Annotated in this window: 16 protein-coding genes; 4 read left to right on the top strand and 12 right to left on the bottom strand. The window is 62.8% G+C overall.

The features are described from left to right. The first annotated feature begins 193 nt into the window (after window positions 1-193). Window positions 194-1,573, top strand: coding sequence for an ammonium transporter (locus OIS53_RS10735; RefSeq protein WP_413775158.1), 1,380 nt, complete (start codon window positions 194-196; stop codon window positions 1,571-1,573). Window positions 1,574-1,819: 246 nt separating this feature from the next. Here OIS53_RS10735 and OIS53_RS10730 read toward each other — a convergent pair whose 3' ends face one another. From OIS53_RS10730 to OIS53_RS10695, 8 genes are all read right to left on the bottom strand, one after another. After that, window positions 1,820-3,028: a tetratricopeptide repeat protein gene (locus OIS53_RS10730; RefSeq protein WP_264678569.1), complete on the bottom strand. Its 1,209-nt coding sequence runs from the start codon at window positions 3,026-3,028 to the stop codon at window positions 1,820-1,822. A 38-nt stretch (window positions 3,029-3,066) separates the two neighbouring features. After that, complete coding sequence (locus OIS53_RS10725) at window positions 3,067-4,410, bottom strand: tetratricopeptide repeat protein (RefSeq protein ID WP_264678568.1); 1,344 nt, start codon at window positions 4,408-4,410, stop codon at window positions 3,067-3,069. 14 nt (window positions 4,411-4,424) lie between these two features. Continuing rightward, window positions 4,425-5,828, bottom strand: coding sequence for an ATP-binding protein (locus OIS53_RS10720; protein WP_264678567.1), 1,404 nt, complete (start codon window positions 5,826-5,828; stop codon window positions 4,425-4,427). Window positions 5,829-5,945: 117 nt separating this feature from the next. Further along, on the bottom strand, window positions 5,946-6,713 hold the full coding sequence (locus tag OIS53_RS10715; RefSeq protein ID WP_264678566.1) for a ZIP family metal transporter: 768 nt from the start codon (window positions 6,711-6,713) through the stop codon (window positions 5,946-5,948). Window positions 6,714-6,811: 98 nt separating this feature from the next. After that, complete coding sequence (locus OIS53_RS10710) at window positions 6,812-6,979, bottom strand: DUF167 domain-containing protein (RefSeq protein WP_264678565.1); 168 nt, start codon at window positions 6,977-6,979, stop codon at window positions 6,812-6,814. An 80-nt stretch (window positions 6,980-7,059) separates the two neighbouring features. Then, the gene (locus OIS53_RS10705; RefSeq protein WP_264678564.1) at window positions 7,060-7,260 is read right to left on the bottom strand and encodes a hypothetical protein; all 201 of its coding nucleotides are present in this window, start codon (window positions 7,258-7,260) and stop codon (window positions 7,060-7,062) included. A 247-nt stretch (window positions 7,261-7,507) separates the two neighbouring features. Next, window positions 7,508-8,233 carry an endonuclease III domain-containing protein gene (locus tag OIS53_RS10700; RefSeq protein ID WP_264678563.1) on the bottom strand — a complete coding sequence of 242 codons (726 nt, stop codon included), beginning with the start codon at window positions 8,231-8,233 and terminating at the stop codon, window positions 7,508-7,510. Between the two features lie 133 nt (window positions 8,234-8,366). Continuing rightward, entirely contained in the window at window positions 8,367-9,344 is a 978-nt protein-coding gene (locus OIS53_RS10695; RefSeq protein WP_264678562.1) for a hypothetical protein, read from the bottom strand. Between the two features lie 567 nt (window positions 9,345-9,911). Between OIS53_RS10695 and OIS53_RS10690 the strand changes: the two genes are divergently transcribed. Next, complete coding sequence (locus OIS53_RS10690) at window positions 9,912-10,808, top strand: TrmH family RNA methyltransferase (RefSeq protein WP_264678561.1); 897 nt, start codon at window positions 9,912-9,914, stop codon at window positions 10,806-10,808. Between the two features lie 50 nt (window positions 10,809-10,858). On the opposite strand, the gene nagA is transcribed toward OIS53_RS10690, so the two are convergent. After that, window positions 10,859-12,010, bottom strand: coding sequence for an N-acetylglucosamine-6-phosphate deacetylase (gene nagA / locus OIS53_RS10685; RefSeq protein WP_264678560.1), 1,152 nt, complete (start codon window positions 12,008-12,010; stop codon window positions 10,859-10,861). A 79-nt stretch (window positions 12,011-12,089) separates the two neighbouring features. On the opposite strand from nagA, the gene OIS53_RS10680 reads away from it, so the two are divergent. Beyond that, complete coding sequence (locus OIS53_RS10680; protein WP_264678559.1) at window positions 12,090-12,377, top strand: acylphosphatase; 288 nt, start codon at window positions 12,090-12,092, stop codon at window positions 12,375-12,377. Between the two features lie 56 nt (window positions 12,378-12,433). Here the strand turns inward: OIS53_RS10680 and OIS53_RS10675 are convergent, their stop codons facing one another. The 3 genes from OIS53_RS10675 to typA form a co-directional block, all read right to left on the bottom strand. After that, the gene (locus OIS53_RS10675; RefSeq protein ID WP_264678558.1) at window positions 12,434-13,135 is read right to left on the bottom strand and encodes a YqjF family protein; all 702 of its coding nucleotides are present in this window, start codon (window positions 13,133-13,135) and stop codon (window positions 12,434-12,436) included. 160 nt (window positions 13,136-13,295) lie between these two features. Next, on the bottom strand, window positions 13,296-13,655 hold the full coding sequence (locus tag OIS53_RS10670; RefSeq protein WP_264678557.1) for a hypothetical protein: 360 nt from the start codon (window positions 13,653-13,655) through the stop codon (window positions 13,296-13,298). A 131-nt stretch (window positions 13,656-13,786) separates the two neighbouring features. Beyond that, complete coding sequence (gene typA, locus OIS53_RS10665; protein WP_264678556.1) at window positions 13,787-15,595, bottom strand: translational GTPase TypA; 1,809 nt, start codon at window positions 15,593-15,595, stop codon at window positions 13,787-13,789. Window positions 15,596-15,833: 238 nt separating this feature from the next. Between typA and msrB the strand changes: the two genes are divergently transcribed. Then, window positions 15,834-16,388, top strand: a complete 555-nt coding sequence (msrB, locus tag OIS53_RS10660; protein ID WP_264678555.1) for a peptide-methionine (R)-S-oxide reductase MsrB — start codon at window positions 15,834-15,836, stop codon at window positions 16,386-16,388. The last annotated feature ends 94 nt before the right edge of the window (window positions 16,389-16,482 follow it).

Below are 16,482 nucleotides of genomic sequence, written 5' to 3'. Positions count from 1 at the left end.
GCAAACATCTACAAGCTACGTTTTAACAACAAAAAGTAGAAAACAGCTGCAAGGGGTATTTTACTAAGGACATTATTCTGAAAACATGTTAAAAATATAATGAATGGGCTTATAAGATAGGGTAGTATAGATAAAAATTGGGTGTATATGCTGTATATTGCCTTTCAAAATAAGGGTTGGTTAAACTTAATGTATGGAACTTAACTCCTCTCCTTTTCCGGTCAGAAGCCTGCTTGCGCTGGGGACACTGCTTGTCTTAGCCATCTTAGCGGCTGTGCTGCCGGCCGCGCACCCCGCTGCGGCCCCTGGCGCCCTCAATGGGGCCGATGTAGCCTGGATGCTCACGGCCACAGCCTTTGTGCTGATTATGACCCCGGGGCTGTCGTTTTTCTACGGCGGCATGGTGCGCCCCAAAAACGTCATTAGCACCATGTTGCAAAGCTTTGTGGCGCTGGGCGTTATTACGGTAGTGTTCTACTACGTCGGTTTCTCGCTGTGCTACGGCGAGTCTTGGCACGGGCTGATTGGCAGCCCCTTCACGTTTGCCATGCTGCGCAACGTCGGCACGGCCCCGCACCCGGTGTTGTCGCCTACCATCCCCTTTATTCTGTTTTTCGCTTTCCAGCTGAAGTTTGCCATCATCACCCCGGCCCTGATAACGGGCTCGTTTGCTGAGCGGGTGCGGTTCAAGGGCTACCTGGCCTTTATGGTGCTGTTCAGCCTGTTTATTTACTGCCCGCTGGCGCACTGGACCTGGCATCCCGAGGGCTTTCTGCGCCGGTGGGGCGTGCTAGATTTTGCGGGTGGCACGGTGGTGCACATTTCGGCCGGCATTGCGGCCCTGGCCGGGGCCCTGGTGCTGGGCCGCCGCTCCACGCACCTGCGGGCCTCGTCGTTTTCGACCCCCAACGTGCCCTACGTGCTGCTGGGCACGGGGCTGCTGTGGTTTGGCTGGTTTGGATTTAATGCCGGCTCGGCTCTGGGGGCGAATGAGCTGGCTGCCTTGTCGTTCGTGAATACCAACCTGGCTTCGGCTGCTGCCCTTATTGCCTGGCTGCTGGTGGAAATCGTGCGCGGGGGCAAGCCTACGGCGGTGGGCGCCTGCACCGGAGCCGTAGTGGGCCTGGTAGCTATTACGCCCGCCGCGGGCTACGTCAACTACGGCCAGAGCATCTTGTTTGGGGTGGTGGCGGCCCTTATCAGCCACGCCGCCGTGCACTGGCAAAACTCTCGCACCACCATCGACGACACGCTCGACGTGTTTCCGTGCCACGGCCTGGGCGGCATTGTGGGCATGCTGCTCACGGGCGTCTTCGCCGACAAAGTGGGCCTGATTCATGGCACCTTCACCACGTTCGGCTACCACGTGCTGGGCCTGATTATCGTTATTGCGTATTCATTTGGGGGGGCGTGGGTGCTGCTAAAAATCACGGACCGTGCTTTCGGCCTGCGCGTGCAGCTCAAGGAAGAAGAACTGGGCCTCGACCTCAGCCAGCACGAAGAATCCACCTACCACATCGACGAGGAGTTTGAGCGCACCTACCGCCGCGACCCGGCGCCAGAACGGGTGTAGCACCAGCTTCGCCACCCCACGGCCGCATTCAACTGGAGTGCCTGGCAGGTGGCGGGTGGGCTAGAAGAAGAAATGAAGGACAATTCAAAAAGCCACCGGTGAAAAATCCGGTGGCTTTTTCTTTGGTGAAGTGGCAGGGTGGTGAGGAATAAGCAAGCCCCGGCGGGGCGGCACCCAGCGTCCACGGATGATTGAGCCGCCCCGCCGGGGCTTGCTTATTCCTCACCACCCTGCCACTTCACCATCTCACGACAGCGCCGTGAGCCACATGAAGGCTATCCACACCAGGACCAGCAGGCCCATGACAGTGGTGTAGGTGGCGGAGCCAGGAGCAGCTAGCGCTAAAGCGGAGCCAGTGATGCCAAGGACAAGCAGGACGGCCGCCACTACCCAGGCCCAGCGGGCGGTGCGGGTGGTTTGGCGGGGGCGCAGGGCTACCATCATCGGGAACAAGGCCGCCAGTAGGCCACCGCCCAGCGGGGTAAGCCAGGTGAGCGAAGTAAAGGTGCCCACTACCAGCAGCGCAGTTCCGCCGGCCAGCACGCCGCCAAAGGCCAGGGCTTGCCGGCGTTGCTCGTCGGAGAGGGCGTGGCGGCCGTAGGAGTTGAGTAAGAGCAGGCCGTTGAACATAGGATCGGCAAACCAGCTCATAAACACCAGCGGCAGGTACAGCGGCAGCAGCACCGGCACGAAGCGCACCAGCACGTACAGCCCCAGAAACAGCAGACGCCGGGTGCCGCCGCCCAGGTTTTCGGTCCAGACCGTGAAGCGCAGAAACGCGCGGTACAGCCAGTAGCGGGCCTTCAGGGCTTCCACCAGTCCTTCGCGGGCGTAGGAGGAGGTAGGCTGGCGGCGCAGGGCGTCGCGGAAGTGCTCTAGGGCCGGGCGGTGGCGGCCGGCTTCCAGGGCCACCCAGCCCGCGTCGGCGTGGGTGCCGGCGTCGTCGGGGTCGTGGCGCAGAGCCTGTTGCAGAGAGTCGTCGGCTTCGGGGGCGCGGCCAAGGCGGGCCAGGCAGCGGCCCCGCAACCCCAGGCAATCCACGTGCTCGGCATCAAACTGCAACCCGGCCTCGGCGGCGCGCAGGGCGCCTTCCCACTGGGCCCGCTGAAACCGAATCAGCCCCAGCACGTGGTAGTAGTTGGGGTCGGTGGGGTCGAGGGCCAGGGCCTGCTCGATGGCCTGCTGGGCTTCGGCGGAGCGGTGCTGGCGCTGGTGGGCCAGGCTGAGCAGGTAGTACGGAAAGTCGTACTCCGGCTCCAGGCCAATAGCCGTTTCGATGTGCTCCTGGGCCTCGGCCAGGCGGCCCAAATCGAGCAGGGCCATGCCCAGCCAGGCGTGGGCCAGGGCGTCGTCGGGGTCGGAGTGCAGCACGCGCCGCAGCTCCTGTTCGGCCTGGACCGCCCGGCCCTGGCGCAGCAGCAGGATAATTCGGTCGGGCCAGTTAGATTGTTCCATTATGTATAATAAGTGTCAAGGCTACAAGGAGCTTATAATCAGGATGATGAGGTAGGCCGCTGCTGCCGCGTAGGCCGAAATAGTTGATACAGGATCAGCAGCGCCCCAAAGGAAGCCAGGAAGTACCGTGATTCGATAGCTGCGTTGGGGGTGAGGAAGTTACTATGAGCGTTGATGAGGGCTACTGCTCCGGGAGAAAGCATTAACTGGGCGCCCGCAGGCCAGCGCCCTTGGCCGGCCCGCCATTTCAGCCAGGAAGTACGCAGCGGAAATACCAGACCGCCCACTACTGCCAGCCATACCAGCGGCACTGGCAACTGAAAAAGCGCAGCAGCGCCCACTACGGTTACTCCCCAGCCTAATCCGGCATAAAACCAGGTGTCTCGGGCAATGGGATTTTCGCCTTGTAGATAATGCCGCAGATGTAACGGTCCGCGGAATAACAAAGCCAACACCAGCAGCGCCAGCACTCCGAAGACCCGCAGCACCAAGCCTGCCCGGTGCAGCAGGGAGCCTGCTGGCCACTGGTGAGCCCAGGCGCTGCGGAGGCGGTAAAACCAGGCTACGGGTCGTTGCGTCCAGTGCTGCTGCAGCTGTGCTTGGCAAAGCCCGCGTTCTGCCTTGTGGTAAGCTGGGTCAAGTACCAGAACTTCTCTGAAAGCCGCCTCTGCCTGGGCGTACTTACGCCGGAGCAAAGCCAGCTCCGCCCGATCAGCTAGCAAGTCCCGCAACGCAGCACGGGGTGGCTCATACCCAGGCTTCAAGCGCATGGCCTCGCGGAAATGCGCTTCTGCCTCCGGTTGCTGCTGTCGCTCTGCCTCCTTGCCTAGCAGGTAGTGCGTAATTGCTTGGTCAGGGTGCCAGTAGGCTAGTTGCTGAATCGTGAGGGCCGCCTCGGGGCGGCGTCCTAGTCGTTGGAGGGCCCGCACGCGCTGAAACAGGCATTCCAAATGACTGGGGTCGTGTTGCAAGCCTTCGGTAGCTGCTTGCAGGGCTGCTGCCGGTTGGCGCAGAGCGTGTAGCACCACGGCCTCATAGCCGGAGTAGGTAGCGTCTATGGGGGCGAGGTGCCGGGCCTCGGCAATGGCTCGCAGGGCCGCGTGCGGCTGCTCAGTGTGCAGCAACGCTACTGCGTGGAAGTAGTATGCATCGCTGTGCTGCGGGTCCAGGGCCAGCGCCTGCCGAACGACGGGCAAGGCTTCGGCCGCGCGCCCGGCCTGGTTAAGCAGGGCCAAGGTCAGCAGCTGATATGCTTGAGCATCCTGTGGGTGAGCGGCCAAGCGTTGCCGCGCCACCTGCTCGGCCTGCGCGGGGCGATGCACGTTGAGCAAGTGGTGGGCGGCTTCCTGCCACTGGTCGGGGTTGGCGCGGACAGGTTTCATCTGCTTTTTGCTCCCTACACCGACGGCTTCTTGATGCCCAGATACACCAGAATGTCGTCGTACACGCCGCCTTCGTTGGAGTAGAGGGCATAGTTCTTGGCCGTGGCAAACCACTCGCGGGTGCTGGGCTTGATGCGGCCGGCGGCCTCGGCCAGAGTGGCGTGCTCCAGAGGCAGGGGCTGGCCCACTTTCATCGACTGGCGCAGGCAGCTTTCCACGGCCACATCCACCACGGCTTGCAGGTCGGCGCCGGAAAAGCCGGGCGTAGCGGCGGCTAGCTTGCGCAAGTTCACCGACGGCCCCACGGGCTTGCCTTGCAGCAGGATGCGCAGCACAGCTTCGCGGGCCGCCTCGTCGGGGGGTGTTACGAGCAAGATACGGTCGAAGCGGCCGGGGCGGCGGAAGGCCGAGTCGAGGTGCCAGGGGGCGTTGGTGGCAGCCAGGATGAGCACGCCCTCGTTGGAGCGGGTGGCGCCGTCCAGCTCCGCCAGAAACTGGTTGATGACGGTGCGGCCCGCACTCTGGCGCAGGTCGTGGCGGTTGGCGGCCAGGGCATCTACCTCGTCAAAAAATAACACGCAGGGCGCTTGCAGGCGGGCCTGCTCGAACAGCTGGTGCAGGTTTCGCTCACTGCCGCCCAGCCACATATCCAGAATGTCGTTGATGCCGACGTGGATAAATGAGGCCTGCACCTCGCCGGCCGTGGCGCGGGCCAGGTAGGTTTTGCCGCAGCCGGGCGGCCCGTACAGCAGCAGCCCGCCCCCGGTGCTCTTGCCGTAGGCTTTGTAGAGGTCGGGGTATTGCAGCGGGTGAATGATTTTGAGGCGGATTTCCTCTTTCAGGCTCTCCATGCCGCCCACGTCGGCAAACGTAATCTTGGGCCGCTCCAGGCCGCTGAACAGCGTTTGCTCGATGCTGTCGGCGTCGGGTGAGCTGGCACCGGGGCCGGCGGGCGGGGCCGAAGGGTAGGCCAGGGGGGAGCCGCCGTGGGCCGGCTGGGCCGTGGTGGCCGCGCGCAGGCGGGCCGTCAGGTCGGCGTCTTCCAGCGTAGGATTGTGATGCAAAGCCGTGTGGTAGGCCTCGCGGGCGGCGGCCGGCTGCCCCGAATCCAGCAGCAGGCGGGCGTGCAGCAAGTGGGCCCGGGCGTGGTCGGGGCGGGCGCTGAGCAGCTCTTCCACCACCACAAACGCCGCCGAGGCTTTGCCCAGGCCGGCGTAGGTTTCGGCCAGGCCGAGCTGTAGCTCGGCATCGTCGGGAGCCTGGCGCAGGCCGGCGCGGTAGAGGTCTTCGGCCTCGGGCAGGCGGCCGGCTTGCAGCAGCAGCCCGGCTACGTGCTTGCGCAACGGCAGGTTATCGGGCGAGAAAGACAGGGCCTCTAACAGAGGCTGAATAGCAGCAGGATCAATTGGCATAGACATAGGCCGCCAAGCTACAAAGTTTTGGCCTTCCGAGCGGATGAAAAAGGCCAAAAGAAGCTTTCTGATCGGCTAATGTAGCCTTAGCGCCGGCCAGTCCTGCCACCACGCATCCAGCGCTTACCCACCCAGCTTGGTCAGCACAAACGACACCAGAAAACCCAGCACAGTAATAAGGCCGGTGAAGTTGTGAGTTGCCTCAAACGCCTCCGGAATCATGGTGTCGGCAATCATGGCCAGCACGGCCCCGGCCGCTACGGCCGTGGTGGCCGCCACCACCTCCGGCGAAAACCCACTAAACACCGAGTAGCCCACCAGCGCGGCTATTCCGGATACCAGCGCAATGCCGCCCCACAGCCCCAGCACGTAGGCTGGGCGGCGGCCGGCTTTCTTCATGCCGGCGGCGCTGCTCAGGCCCTCGGGCAAGTTACTCAGGAAGATGGCCACCACGGCCACCATGCTCACACCCTTACCAGACAGCAGGCTCAACCCAATCACAATGCTTTCGGGAATGCCGTCCAGCAGCGCCCCCACGGCCAGGGCCAGGCCATTGTCGGCCTCGCCGGAGCGGTGAGGAGATGACGGGTGGTTGGAGCGTTTGCGGTGCTGGGCGCCGTAGCGGGCCAGCAGCCAGTTGGCCAGCGTGTACACGGCCGCCCCGCCCACAAAGCCAAAGGCCGTGGAGTCGAAGCCGCCTTTCTCGTAGGCTTCTTCCATCAACTCAAAGGAAAGAGTGGAGATGAGCACGCCGCTGCCGAAGGCCATAATAGCCGCAATCAGGCGTTGCGGCACGTGCGCGAAGTAGCCCAAGGCCGCCCCCAGCACCAGCGCCGACCCCGACACCAACCCCCAGAAACCAGCCACAGCCCACAGTGGAAAAATATGCATAGCGGAATAGAAAAACGCAAAACAACCAGCACTACCGAACCCGAAAGGTGCTTAGTGCCGCCGGTTTCAACGGAAAAAAGCTGCTCAGGGTATGCCTACTAACTCTTTACCTGCTCAGCGTGCCCCCGGATGCCACCCTTCTTAAACGGCGCCATGTGACCCGCCAGCAGCTGCACATCCGGCTTGGCCACGCCAAACACCTCGGCCAGATAAGCCACCAGGCCGGCACTGGCCGGGCCATTCTGGGTCGGAGCCTTCGGGCGCACCGTCTAGCTACCAGCAGCGGCGGGCAGCAGCTAGTTGTAGCGGGCGTTTGGCCGGACTTTGAAGTGTAGCAGGGTTATAGCTAGGCGGGGTCGTTGTAGGCGTCGTACACGTTCCAGGCCCAAATCAGGAAGGGTACGATCAGCGTCCAGGCCAGCAGAAAGCCAACCGCGCCACCCACGGCCCAAATCAGAAAGGCCTTGAGAAACTGCCCTTTCACCAGCTGCCCCAGCCCAGGCACAAACAAGGAAAGCAACGCCGGAAGTCCATAAGTCTGTTTCATAGTGGTGAAGGGGTGAAGGGGTGAAGGGGTGAAGGGGTGAAGGGGTGAAGGGGTGAAGGGGTGAAGGGGTCAGGACAGAAACAGGTAAAGATACGGTCATGCTGAGCGCAGCCGGAGGCGAAGTCGAAGCATCTCTACCGGGGGTAACTTCAATCGTGAGGACGAAGCGGGAGAGATGCTTCGACAAGCGGACGCCAGATGGAGCATGACGGGCTTATATAATCACCACCTTACCACTCATCATGTCTCACCTCTTCACCCGCGCCTGGCCAGTGGGGCAGCGTTCCAGCAGCACGCAACGGCCACAGGCGGGAGTGTGAAAGTAGCAGCACTTCTGGCCGTGAAACATGAAGGCTTCGTGGTGGTCGTAGACTTGCTGGGCATCCCAGCCGGGCGGAAGCAGCGCTTCGAGCAGGGCGTGGGCCGCCCCTTCCCCTACTTTCGGGCCGATGAGGCCCAGGCGCTGGGCTACGCGGTGATGGTGGCTGTCCACGGGCATGGCCGGGATGCGCAAGGAGCTGAACAGCAGCACGGCGGCGCTGGTTTTGGGGCCCACGCCCGGTATGGCTTCCAGCCAGGCCCGCGCCTCTTTGATTGGTATTTCGGCCAGAAAAGCCAAGTCGCAGGGGCCGCCGTTGCAGCGCTGGCTTACCTGGTGCAGCACTTGCTGCAAGCGGGGCGCCTTTTGCTCGGGCCAGGTGCAGGGGCTGATAGCCTCCTCTACCTCAGCAGTGGGGGCATCGCGCACTTCGTCCCAGGTTGGAAACCGGGCCCGCAGCTGCTGGTAGGCCCGGTGCGAATCCTGGTTGCGGGTGCGGTGGGAAAGCAAGGCGCTGATTAGCTCACTCAGCGGGTCCTTGGTGCTGAAAAAGGGAAAGGGCGCGCCGTATTCGGCACACAGCCGCTCGTGCGCCCACAAGGCCAGCTCCTGGCGAGCAGTCAGGTCCGAAGTGCTGTTAAGAAGAATAGCCACGCTAGCCTGTACGCGGCCAGCCCGGTCGAGTTTCTGCCGCCCCGGCTTCAGCCAAAAACAAACCCCGCCCGGCCAGCGCCGAACGGGGTTGTGCTGAAGGAAACTGGAAAAAGCCTTAGCAGGCCAGAGCCACCTACTGCCCGCGGTTATAAAGCAGGATGGCTTGGCGAATATTGTTCTGCTGCTTGCCCCCGATAACCAGCGGCACAATGGCCAGCGGAATAGCCCCGTACACCAGCGGCGACACCGAGAAGCCATTATTGCCGCCGAAGCTGGACAACATACCAGCCAGAAACAGTCCCCCGGCCCCGATGTAGCTCAGCGTCGTAGCGGTTTGGTAGCGGCGGGCATCGGCCAGCAGCTTCTGGGAGCCGGGGCTGTCGGTGGTAGCGCGCTGCAGGTTGCGGATGCTCAGGTCTTCAATCGGGCCATTATCCTTGCTGAAGTATTCCTGGCGCACGGTGCGGTAGCCGCCCCAGCCTCCGCCCCACGGGCCGCCAAAGCCGCCGTAGGGACCCCCGAAGCGGCCATAGGGCCCGAAGCCGCCGGGATTGTTGACGTACTGCTGGGAGGTGATGGAATACAGGCTGATGCGGCCCACCCGGTCGCGGCGCAGGGTGCTTTCACGCTTGGTGCGGCCCGGTAACGTAGTGCGCACGTAAAAGCCCGACTCGTCTTCGTAGTAGCGAACCTGGTCCAGCTCAAAACGCTGCTGCCCGTCAACCAGCAAAAAGGAGCGGCCGAACACGGGCTGGCGTATCTCTACGTCGTAGCCGCGCACCACTTGGCCGGTTTTCAGGCCCACGGCGTAGCGGGTGGTGTTGGCGGGCACGGGTGGCGCCTGCCGGGCGGCCTGCACCGCCGAATCGGGCAGGGCGGGCGGCGAAGCCAGCGTGCGGGGCGCGGTTTGGCGGGAAGTATCGGCGGCCGGCGCTACGGCAGTGGTAGCCGGAGCAGCCGGGGCCGGGGCAGCTGGAGCTGGGGTAGTAGGCGCGGGGCGCGTAGCAGGCGGCGTGCCAGGCAGGCTGTTAAGCTCGCGGGGCGTTTGCTGCGCCAGGACTGGCAGGGCCAGGGCCCAGCACACAACGAAGGGGAGAGAGCGGGACAACATAGGTGGTAAGTAAAGCAGAAGTAGCGAAACAAACGGGCCGCGGCCCCAAACTCGTCCGCGGGTATTATGCAACAGCTCACGCCGCCCAAAGGTGCCGGACCCGCTAACCGCTAAACGCCGCTGCGCCAGCGCCTAGTGTAACGCAACTCTCGCCCAGCGCGCCCAGCTATACTACGGGGAAAAGCTCAGCTAGGTGGTAGAGGGAATGAAGCTGTTGAGGAAGCCGCCCAAGGCCCCTTGGCACGTTAGCTGAGCTTGCCCAAGCCTCTCGCGTGCTGGCGCGGTATTGTCCTGCTCTATCTGGCGTCCGCTTGTCGAACCGAAGGTTGCCGCAGGCAAGCATCTCCACTGTTTGTTTCATACAAGTGGGATTAGTCAACTGGATAAGATTGGTTAGCACGCGGGATGCTTGCCTCCGGCGACCTTCGGTTGGGCAAGCAGACGCTAGATGAAGCAGGACGCAGGACAGTCAATTAACTTCCTAAATAGCCTAACTAGCTTGTACAGAGCTGTTCTGCCGCGTGGCGCTGGCTGTACTGATAAAGACTGCTAACCGAAACAGTGGTTATGCAGCGCCCGGCAGCCAGTGAAGCCGGCACTTGGTCGGGGGCGGCGCTGCGTATCTTCGCCGCGCCGAGTTACCGCCCTGCTATGCCCGACCTCATCACCAGTCCTCAGAATCCGCGCATCAAGAATCTGCTGCGGCTCCAGCAAAAATCGTCGGAGCGGCGCCAGCAGCAGCTTACCATTATCGAGGGCTTGCGGGAGCTGACCATTGCCCACGGCGCCGGGGTGCCCCTTGTCACGCTGTTGGTGTGCCCCGAGCTGGCCGGACCCCAGCGCCAGCAGGAGCTGCGCGGGCTACTGGGGCCTGATGGCGCTACCGAGTGGGTGGAGGTAAGCCGGGCCGTGTTTGAGAAGGTGGCCTACCGCGAAGGGTCCGATGGGGTGCTGGCCCTGGCCCGGCCCCCCCACCTTCGCCTGGCCGACCTGAAATTGCCCGCCGCTCCGCTGCTACTGGTGCTGGAAGCCGTAGAAAAGCCTGGCAACCTGGGCGCCATCCTGCGCACCGCCGACGCCGCCCAGGCCACGGCCGTCATCGTCTGCGACCCGCGCACCGACCTCTATAACCCCAACGCCATCCGCAGCAGCATTGGCTGCATCTTTACGGTGCCCACCGTAGCCACCACCCGCCAGGAGCTGCTCGGGTGGTGCCGGCAGCACGGCATCCGCACCTACGCCGCCGCCCTCAGCCCCGCCTCCGTACCCTACACTGCCTGCAACTTCCGCGGCCCCACGGCCCTGGTGATGGGCACCGAAGCCGACGGCCTCACCCCGGAACTCATGCAGGCCTGCGACCAGACCATCATCATCCCCATGCGCGGAGCCATCGACTCGCTTAACGTGAGCACCGCCACGGCTATTTTAACGTTTGAGGCCGTGCGCCAGCGGGAAATCAGCTAAGCGGACTTCACTCAACTCTTTTGCCAGGAGTGGGCAGAATACGGGCATCTTCAAGCCTCAAATGACACGCCTCCCGCAGTAGGTTCGTGCCACGTCAGCCGTCCGCCCTGCACCGTGCCCCGTACCCGCCACTGCTCGTCGAACAGGCAGAGGTCGGCCTGGTAGCCGGGGGCCACGCGGCCGAGGCGGTGGTCCAGGCCCAGCACGCGGGCCGGGTACAGCGTGGCCATGCGCAGGCTTTCGGCCAGCTCGATGCCGGCGCCTTCGGTGCAGTTGCGCACGGCTTCCAGCAAGGTCAGGGCCGAGCCGGCCAGCGTGCCGTTTTCATCCACGTACTGGTTGTGGTGGCGGCGGAAGCGGTAGGCACCCTGCCGGCTGCTGGTTACGGCATCGGTAATGAGAAACAGCCGCTCCCCCAGCATCTTCTTGCTGATGCGCACGGCGGCCAAGTCGCAATGAATTCCGTCGGCGATGATGCTGGCTTGGGCCTGAGCGTCGTCGTAGGTGGCACCCACCAGGCCCGGTGCCCGCCCCTGCAACGCCGACATAGCGTTAAACAAATGGGTAACGGCCGTAAACCCGTGCGCGAAGCCCGCTGCCGCTTCGGCATAAGTGGCATTAGAGTGCCCCGCTGACACCACCACGCCCGCCGCCCGCAGGCGGGCCAGCACGGCCGGCGTTGTCACCTCGGGCGCCATCGTGACCATGCGCAGCACACCCTGGCCCAACTCCAGCAACTCGTCTACCCGCTCCACAGTCGGCGGTAAAATGAATTCAGCTTGATGGGCACCCTTTTTCTCCGGGTTCAGGAATGGCCCTTCCAGGTGGATGCCCAGAAAATCGGGCTGCTCTTGCCGAAAACGGCGGCCGGCTTCCAGGGCGGCGCGTGTCAGCTGCCAGGAGTTGGTGGGCATGGTGGTCAGAAAGCCCGTAGTGCCCTGGCGTAGAAAGGCCGCGTGCAGCTTCCGCAGCACCGCTACCGTGGGCTCCACCGAAAACAGTGCTTCGTCGGCACCGTACACCTGCAAGTCAAGCAAACCAGGGCACAAGCAGAAGCCCCGCCCGCTTACTACAGACACGTCGACGGGTGCCGCATGGTCGGGCAGTACGGCCTCAATCTGGTGGTCCTGAATCAGGACGGAATGGCTGGGCAGCACCGCGTGGCCAGTGTACACAGTGCAGGATTGAAGTAGATAACGCATACGGCCGCAAAGTACGGCCCTCCGATGGCATGCGGCCAGCCGCACACGGCCGTATTTTGCGACAAACCACAACTACTATATGAGTTCTACCGCCACTGTCCAGCACCGCACCTTCCGCATTCATGGCCGCGTGCAGGGCGTGTTTTTCCGCCAAAGCTCCCAGGCCGAAGCCCGCCGCCTGGGCCTCCACGGGTACGCCCGCAACAACGACGACGGCACCGTAACCATCGAAGCCGAAGGCCCGGCCGAGGCCCTGGCTGCGCTGGAAGCCTGGTGCCAGCACGGCCCGCCCGCCGCGCGGGTAGAGAGGGTAGAGGTGGTGGCGGATGAGGTGCGCGGCTACACGGAATTTGAGGTGCGGCGCTGAGGGCTGGCGGGTGCTTGCGCGGGCCTTGCCTCTGGTGGCTGATAATACAACGAAGGCTACACCCGCCGCAACTCCCGCACCCACACGTCCACGGCGTCGGCGGCGTAGAGCAAGGGGGCTCCTTCGGGTGTCGGCAAGCCGTGGCTTTCGACCAGGGTCGAAGTCCACTCGTTGAGCGTGGCGTGGCGCAGGAGCCACGGCTCGTGCCAGAGGTGGCCCCGCCACAGAGCGGTGCGGTGCTGGCCGGCGCGCACCGTGGGGCCAGCCGTGTAGAGGTAGTACCGCTCGGTCAGGAAGTGCGCCAGCGTGCCCGGCTGGGCGCGGGGCAAGGCCAAGCCGGGCGTCCAGGTGGCGGCAAAGCGGGCCGGCGGCGCGCCGCTGTGGGTGCGCTCGGCTACGGCCCGCAAGGCCGGGCCGTGGCGGGTGAGCTGCATCCGGGCCCGCAGGTAGGGCAAGCGAAACAGCGTGCGGGCGGCCCATACGCCCAGCGGCTGCGTGGCGTCCAGCGACAAAAACCACACGCCCGGCACACCATCAAGGCAGGCGTAAGTGCGCACGTTCAGCTCGTGCAGGTAGCTTAGGCCCGGTACCGGTGGCAGCCCCAGGGCCCGGATGTGGCTCATGGTGAAGGGCACCACCCCCAGCCAGGCCTGCCCCTCGAACACATCCAGCTCAAGCCGTGGCGGCAGGTAGGGGCGCAGCACAGCCGGCGCCACGGGCCAGTGCGCGAAAAGCAAGTTGCTCCAGCGCTGCCGCATCAGCGGCGGCCGGCGAAGAAAAGACCATGTTCCGGGCACGGCACACATCAAGTAAATGAACCCTCTTACAACCTGACGCGCGCCCAATCTTCTCGCCCGGCCGCAAAAAAAAGGGCGCCACCGAAGTTGCGCCCGTAGCTGTGGCCGAGCCAAGGGAAAGTCAGCTAGCCTTGTTGTACACGGTTTTCTCCAGGTTTTCCACCCGCTGGCGCAGCTCCCGCACTTCAGCTTCCTGCGTGGTTTGCGTAGTCTGCACCCGGTCGTAGCGTTCCGTCTGCCGGTTCATGGCGTCCAGCACAGCGGTAGTCATGTTATTAAAGGCGCTGACTATTTCTTCATGCTGCTGCTGCTGCTGTTGCTGCATCTGCTGCATGGTCTGCTGCATCTGTTGCATAGTCTGCTGCATGTGCTGTTGTGTGTGCTGCATCTGCTGCTGCGTGTGCTGCACTTTATCCAGCGTAATTAGAATGTCGGCTACTACCTCGGGCAGGTCGCGCTTGTTGCGGTTTTCGGAATCCATAGAATACATCAGCTTGAAAGGCAGAACAAGATAGAGCTTTGCCGCCTATGCGCCAGCCAGAAAAACAAGGGGCGCGACCCACGGCCGCGCCCCTTGTACGAATGTGAATAAGCAACAACGAAAGACGAAGCTTAGTCTTCCTTCTTGGCCATGCGCAGACGCTCGTTTTCGTCGAGGAAAATCTTGCGCATCCGGATAGACTTGGGCGTTACTTCCAGGTACTCATCCTTCTGAATGTATTCCATGGCATCTTCCAGCGAAAACTGGCGCTTGGGCGCAATCTTCACGTTTTCGTCGGAGCCGGAGGCACGCATGTTGGTGAGCTTCTTGCCTTTCTGCAGGTTCAGCGTGAGGTCGTTGGGGCGGGTGTGTTCCCCTACCACCTGACCACCGTACACTTCCTCGCCCGGATCAATAAAGAACTCGCCACGGTCCTGCATCTTGTCCAGGGTGTAGGCCGTTACGGCGCCGGCTTCCATGGAAATCAGCGAGCCGCTGATGCGGCCGGGAATGGTGCCTTTGAACGGCTCGTAGCTCTGGAAGCGGTGGTTCATGATGGCCTCGCCAGCGGTAGCCGTCAGCACGTTGTTACGCAGACCGATCAGGCCCCGGCTCGGAATGTTGAACTCCAGGTGCTGCAAGTCGCCCTTGGGCTCCATGATGGTCAGCTCGCCTTTGCGCATGGTCACCAGCTCAATCACCTTGCCGGCAGTTTCCTCGGGCACGTCCACCACCAGGTGCTCGATGGGCTCCAGCCGCTCGCCGTTGTCGTCCTCCTTGTAAAGCACCTGGGGCTGGCCAACTTGCAGCTCGTAGCCCTCGCGGCGCATGGTTTCAATCAGCACCGACAAGTGCAGAATGCCGCGGCCGTACACCAGGAAGGTGTCTTCCCGGTCGGTTTCCTGCACGCGCAGGGCCAGGTTCTTCTCGGTTTCCTTGAACAGCCGGTCGCGCAGGTGGCGCGAGGTCACAAACTTGCCTTCCTTACCAAAGAAGGGCGAGTTGTTGATGGTGAACAGCATGTTCATCGTCGGCTCGTCGATGCTGATGCGCTCCAGGGCCTCGGGGTTTTCGGCGTCGGCCAGGGTGTCGCCGATGTCGAAGCCTTCGATGCCGGTCACGGCGCAGATTTCGCCGGCCTGCACTTCGGCCACCTTGGCTTTGCCCAGGCCCTCGAACACTTGCAGCTCCTTGATACGCACCTTCTTGCTGGAGCCATCGGCCTTCATCAGGCTCATGTTGGCACCTTCGCGCAGGGTGCCGCGGTGCACGCGCCCAATAGCAATGCGGCCCACGAACGAGGAGTAGTCGAGCGAAGTCACCTGCATCTGCGGGGTGCCTTCGATATAGGGCGCCGGCGGAATTACGTCGATGATGGCGTCGAGCAGCGGGGTGATGTCCTCGGTTTTCTGCTTCCAGTCCCGCGACATCCAGCCCTGCTTGCTGGAGCCGTAGAGAGTTACAAAGTCGAGCTGGTCTTCGGTGGCGCCCAGGTTAAACATCAGGTCAAACACCTGCTCGTGCACCTCGTCGGGGCGGCAGTTTTCCTTGTCCACCTTGTTTACCACCACAATGGGCTTCAGGCCCAGGTCAATGGCTTTGCTCAGCACGAAGCGCGTCTGGGGCATGGGTCCTTCAAAGGCATCGACGAGCAGCAGCACGCCATCGGCCATCTTCAGCACCCGCTCCACCTCGCCGCCGAAGTCGGCGTGACCAGGCGTGTCGATGATGTTGATTTTTACGTCTTTATAACGCACCGACACGTTTTTGGAGACGATGGTGATGCCCCGCTCACGTTCCAGGTCATTGTTGTCGAGGATGAGGTCGTCGAACTGCTGATGTTCGCCGAAGATCTTCGAGGCGTGAATGATCTTGTCCACGAGCGTGGTTTTGCCGTGGTCAACGTGGGCAATGATGGCGATATTCCGAATGTTCTGCATACAATGGGTTTTGCGGGCGCAAAGGTACGGAATCTCAGCCGCAAAAGCGTGGAGTAATCAATTGTTAATGAGCCCGGAAGAAAAGGTAGGGCAAAACCCGGTGATTAAGCCGGTTTTGGAAAGACATAGCCACGCTTCGCGGTACAGCTAAACCCGAACCCCAGCGGCAGTGCGTATGTTACGGCATCGGCTTCGCCCGCGTGGGTGGGGCCGGGTTTCTACCTTTCTTTCTCTTCCTATGCGTTTCTCATTGCTTCTTCTGCTGTGCTCGGTTTTCACCTTGAACACGGCTTGTTCGCAGAAAAAACCTTCCGGCGGTGCCCAGGCCCAAGTTCCAGCTACGGCAGCCGCTGCAAAAGCGTATCCCAAAGCCAAGCCTACCACCGGCAACCCCACCGAGTTTGCCGTGCGCAAAACCGACGCCGAGTGGAAAAAGCAGCTCACCCCCGAGCAGTATTACATCCTGCGCCAGCAGGGCACCGAAAAGCCGTTCAACAACCCCTACTGGGACAACCATGCCACGGGCAACTACTACTGCGCCGGCTGCCGCAACCTGCTGTTTTCCTCCGACACCAAGTTTGAGTCGGGCACGGGCTGGCCGAGCTTCTGGGCCCCGGCCACCGAGAACAGCCTGAAAGTAACCGCCGACAACAGTTACGGCATGAGCCGCGACGAGCTGCTCTGCGCCCGGTGCGGCGGCCACCTGGGCCACGTGTTCAACGACGGCCCTAAGCCTACCGGCCTGCGCTACTGCATGGACTCGTACGGCATGGTGTTCGAGAAAACCAAGTAAGGCCCCAGCGGCCATAGCCGGGCGCCGTATACGCCAACTTATTGCCCGGCAGTGCGTTCTAGCAAGGCCAGCCCAGCGAAGGGCTGGCCTTGCT

The sequence above is a fragment of the Hymenobacter sp. YIM 151500-1 genome (assembly GCF_025979885.1).
Lineage (GTDB): Bacteria > Bacteroidota > Bacteroidia > Cytophagales > Hymenobacteraceae > Hymenobacter.
This window is presented reverse-complemented; position numbering and strand designations above follow the sequence as displayed.

Excerpts from the sequence above, each read along its gene's own strand:
- OIS53_RS10695 (WP_264678562.1), bottom strand. The coding sequence starts at position 9,344 with ATGTTGTCCCGCTCTCTCCCCTTCGTTGTGTGCTGGGCCCTGGCCCTG.
- OIS53_RS10690 (WP_264678561.1), top strand. The coding sequence starts at position 9,912 with ATGCAGCGCCCGGCAGCCAGTGAAGCCGGCACTTGGTCGGGGGCGGCG.
- nagA (WP_264678560.1), bottom strand. The coding sequence starts at position 12,010 with ATGCGTTATCTACTTCAATCCTGCACTGTGTACACTGGCCACGCGGTG.
- OIS53_RS10725 (WP_264678568.1), bottom strand. The coding sequence starts at position 4,410 with ATGAAACCTGTCCGCGCCAACCCCGACCAGTGGCAGGAAGCCGCCCAC.
- OIS53_RS10705 (WP_264678564.1), bottom strand. The coding sequence starts at position 7,260 with ATGAAACAGACTTATGGACTTCCGGCGTTGCTTTCCTTGTTTGTGCCT.
- OIS53_RS10735 (WP_413775158.1), top strand. The coding sequence starts at position 194 with ATGGAACTTAACTCCTCTCCTTTTCCGGTCAGAAGCCTGCTTGCGCTG.
- OIS53_RS10675 (WP_264678558.1), bottom strand. The coding sequence starts at position 13,135 with ATGCGGCAGCGCTGGAGCAACTTGCTTTTCGCGCACTGGCCCGTGGCG.
- OIS53_RS10730 (WP_264678569.1), bottom strand. The coding sequence starts at position 3,028 with ATGGAACAATCTAACTGGCCCGACCGAATTATCCTGCTGCTGCGCCAG.
- OIS53_RS10680 (WP_264678559.1), top strand. The coding sequence starts at position 12,090 with ATGAGTTCTACCGCCACTGTCCAGCACCGCACCTTCCGCATTCATGGC.
- OIS53_RS10715 (WP_264678566.1), bottom strand. The coding sequence starts at position 6,713 with ATGCATATTTTTCCACTGTGGGCTGTGGCTGGTTTCTGGGGGTTGGTG.
- OIS53_RS10670 (WP_264678557.1), bottom strand. The coding sequence starts at position 13,655 with ATGGATTCCGAAAACCGCAACAAGCGCGACCTGCCCGAGGTAGTAGCC.
- msrB (WP_264678555.1), top strand. The coding sequence starts at position 15,834 with ATGCGTTTCTCATTGCTTCTTCTGCTGTGCTCGGTTTTCACCTTGAAC.
- OIS53_RS10720 (WP_264678567.1), bottom strand. The coding sequence starts at position 5,828 with ATGTCTATGCCAATTGATCCTGCTGCTATTCAGCCTCTGTTAGAGGCC.
- typA (WP_264678556.1), bottom strand. The coding sequence starts at position 15,595 with ATGCAGAACATTCGGAATATCGCCATCATTGCCCACGTTGACCACGGC.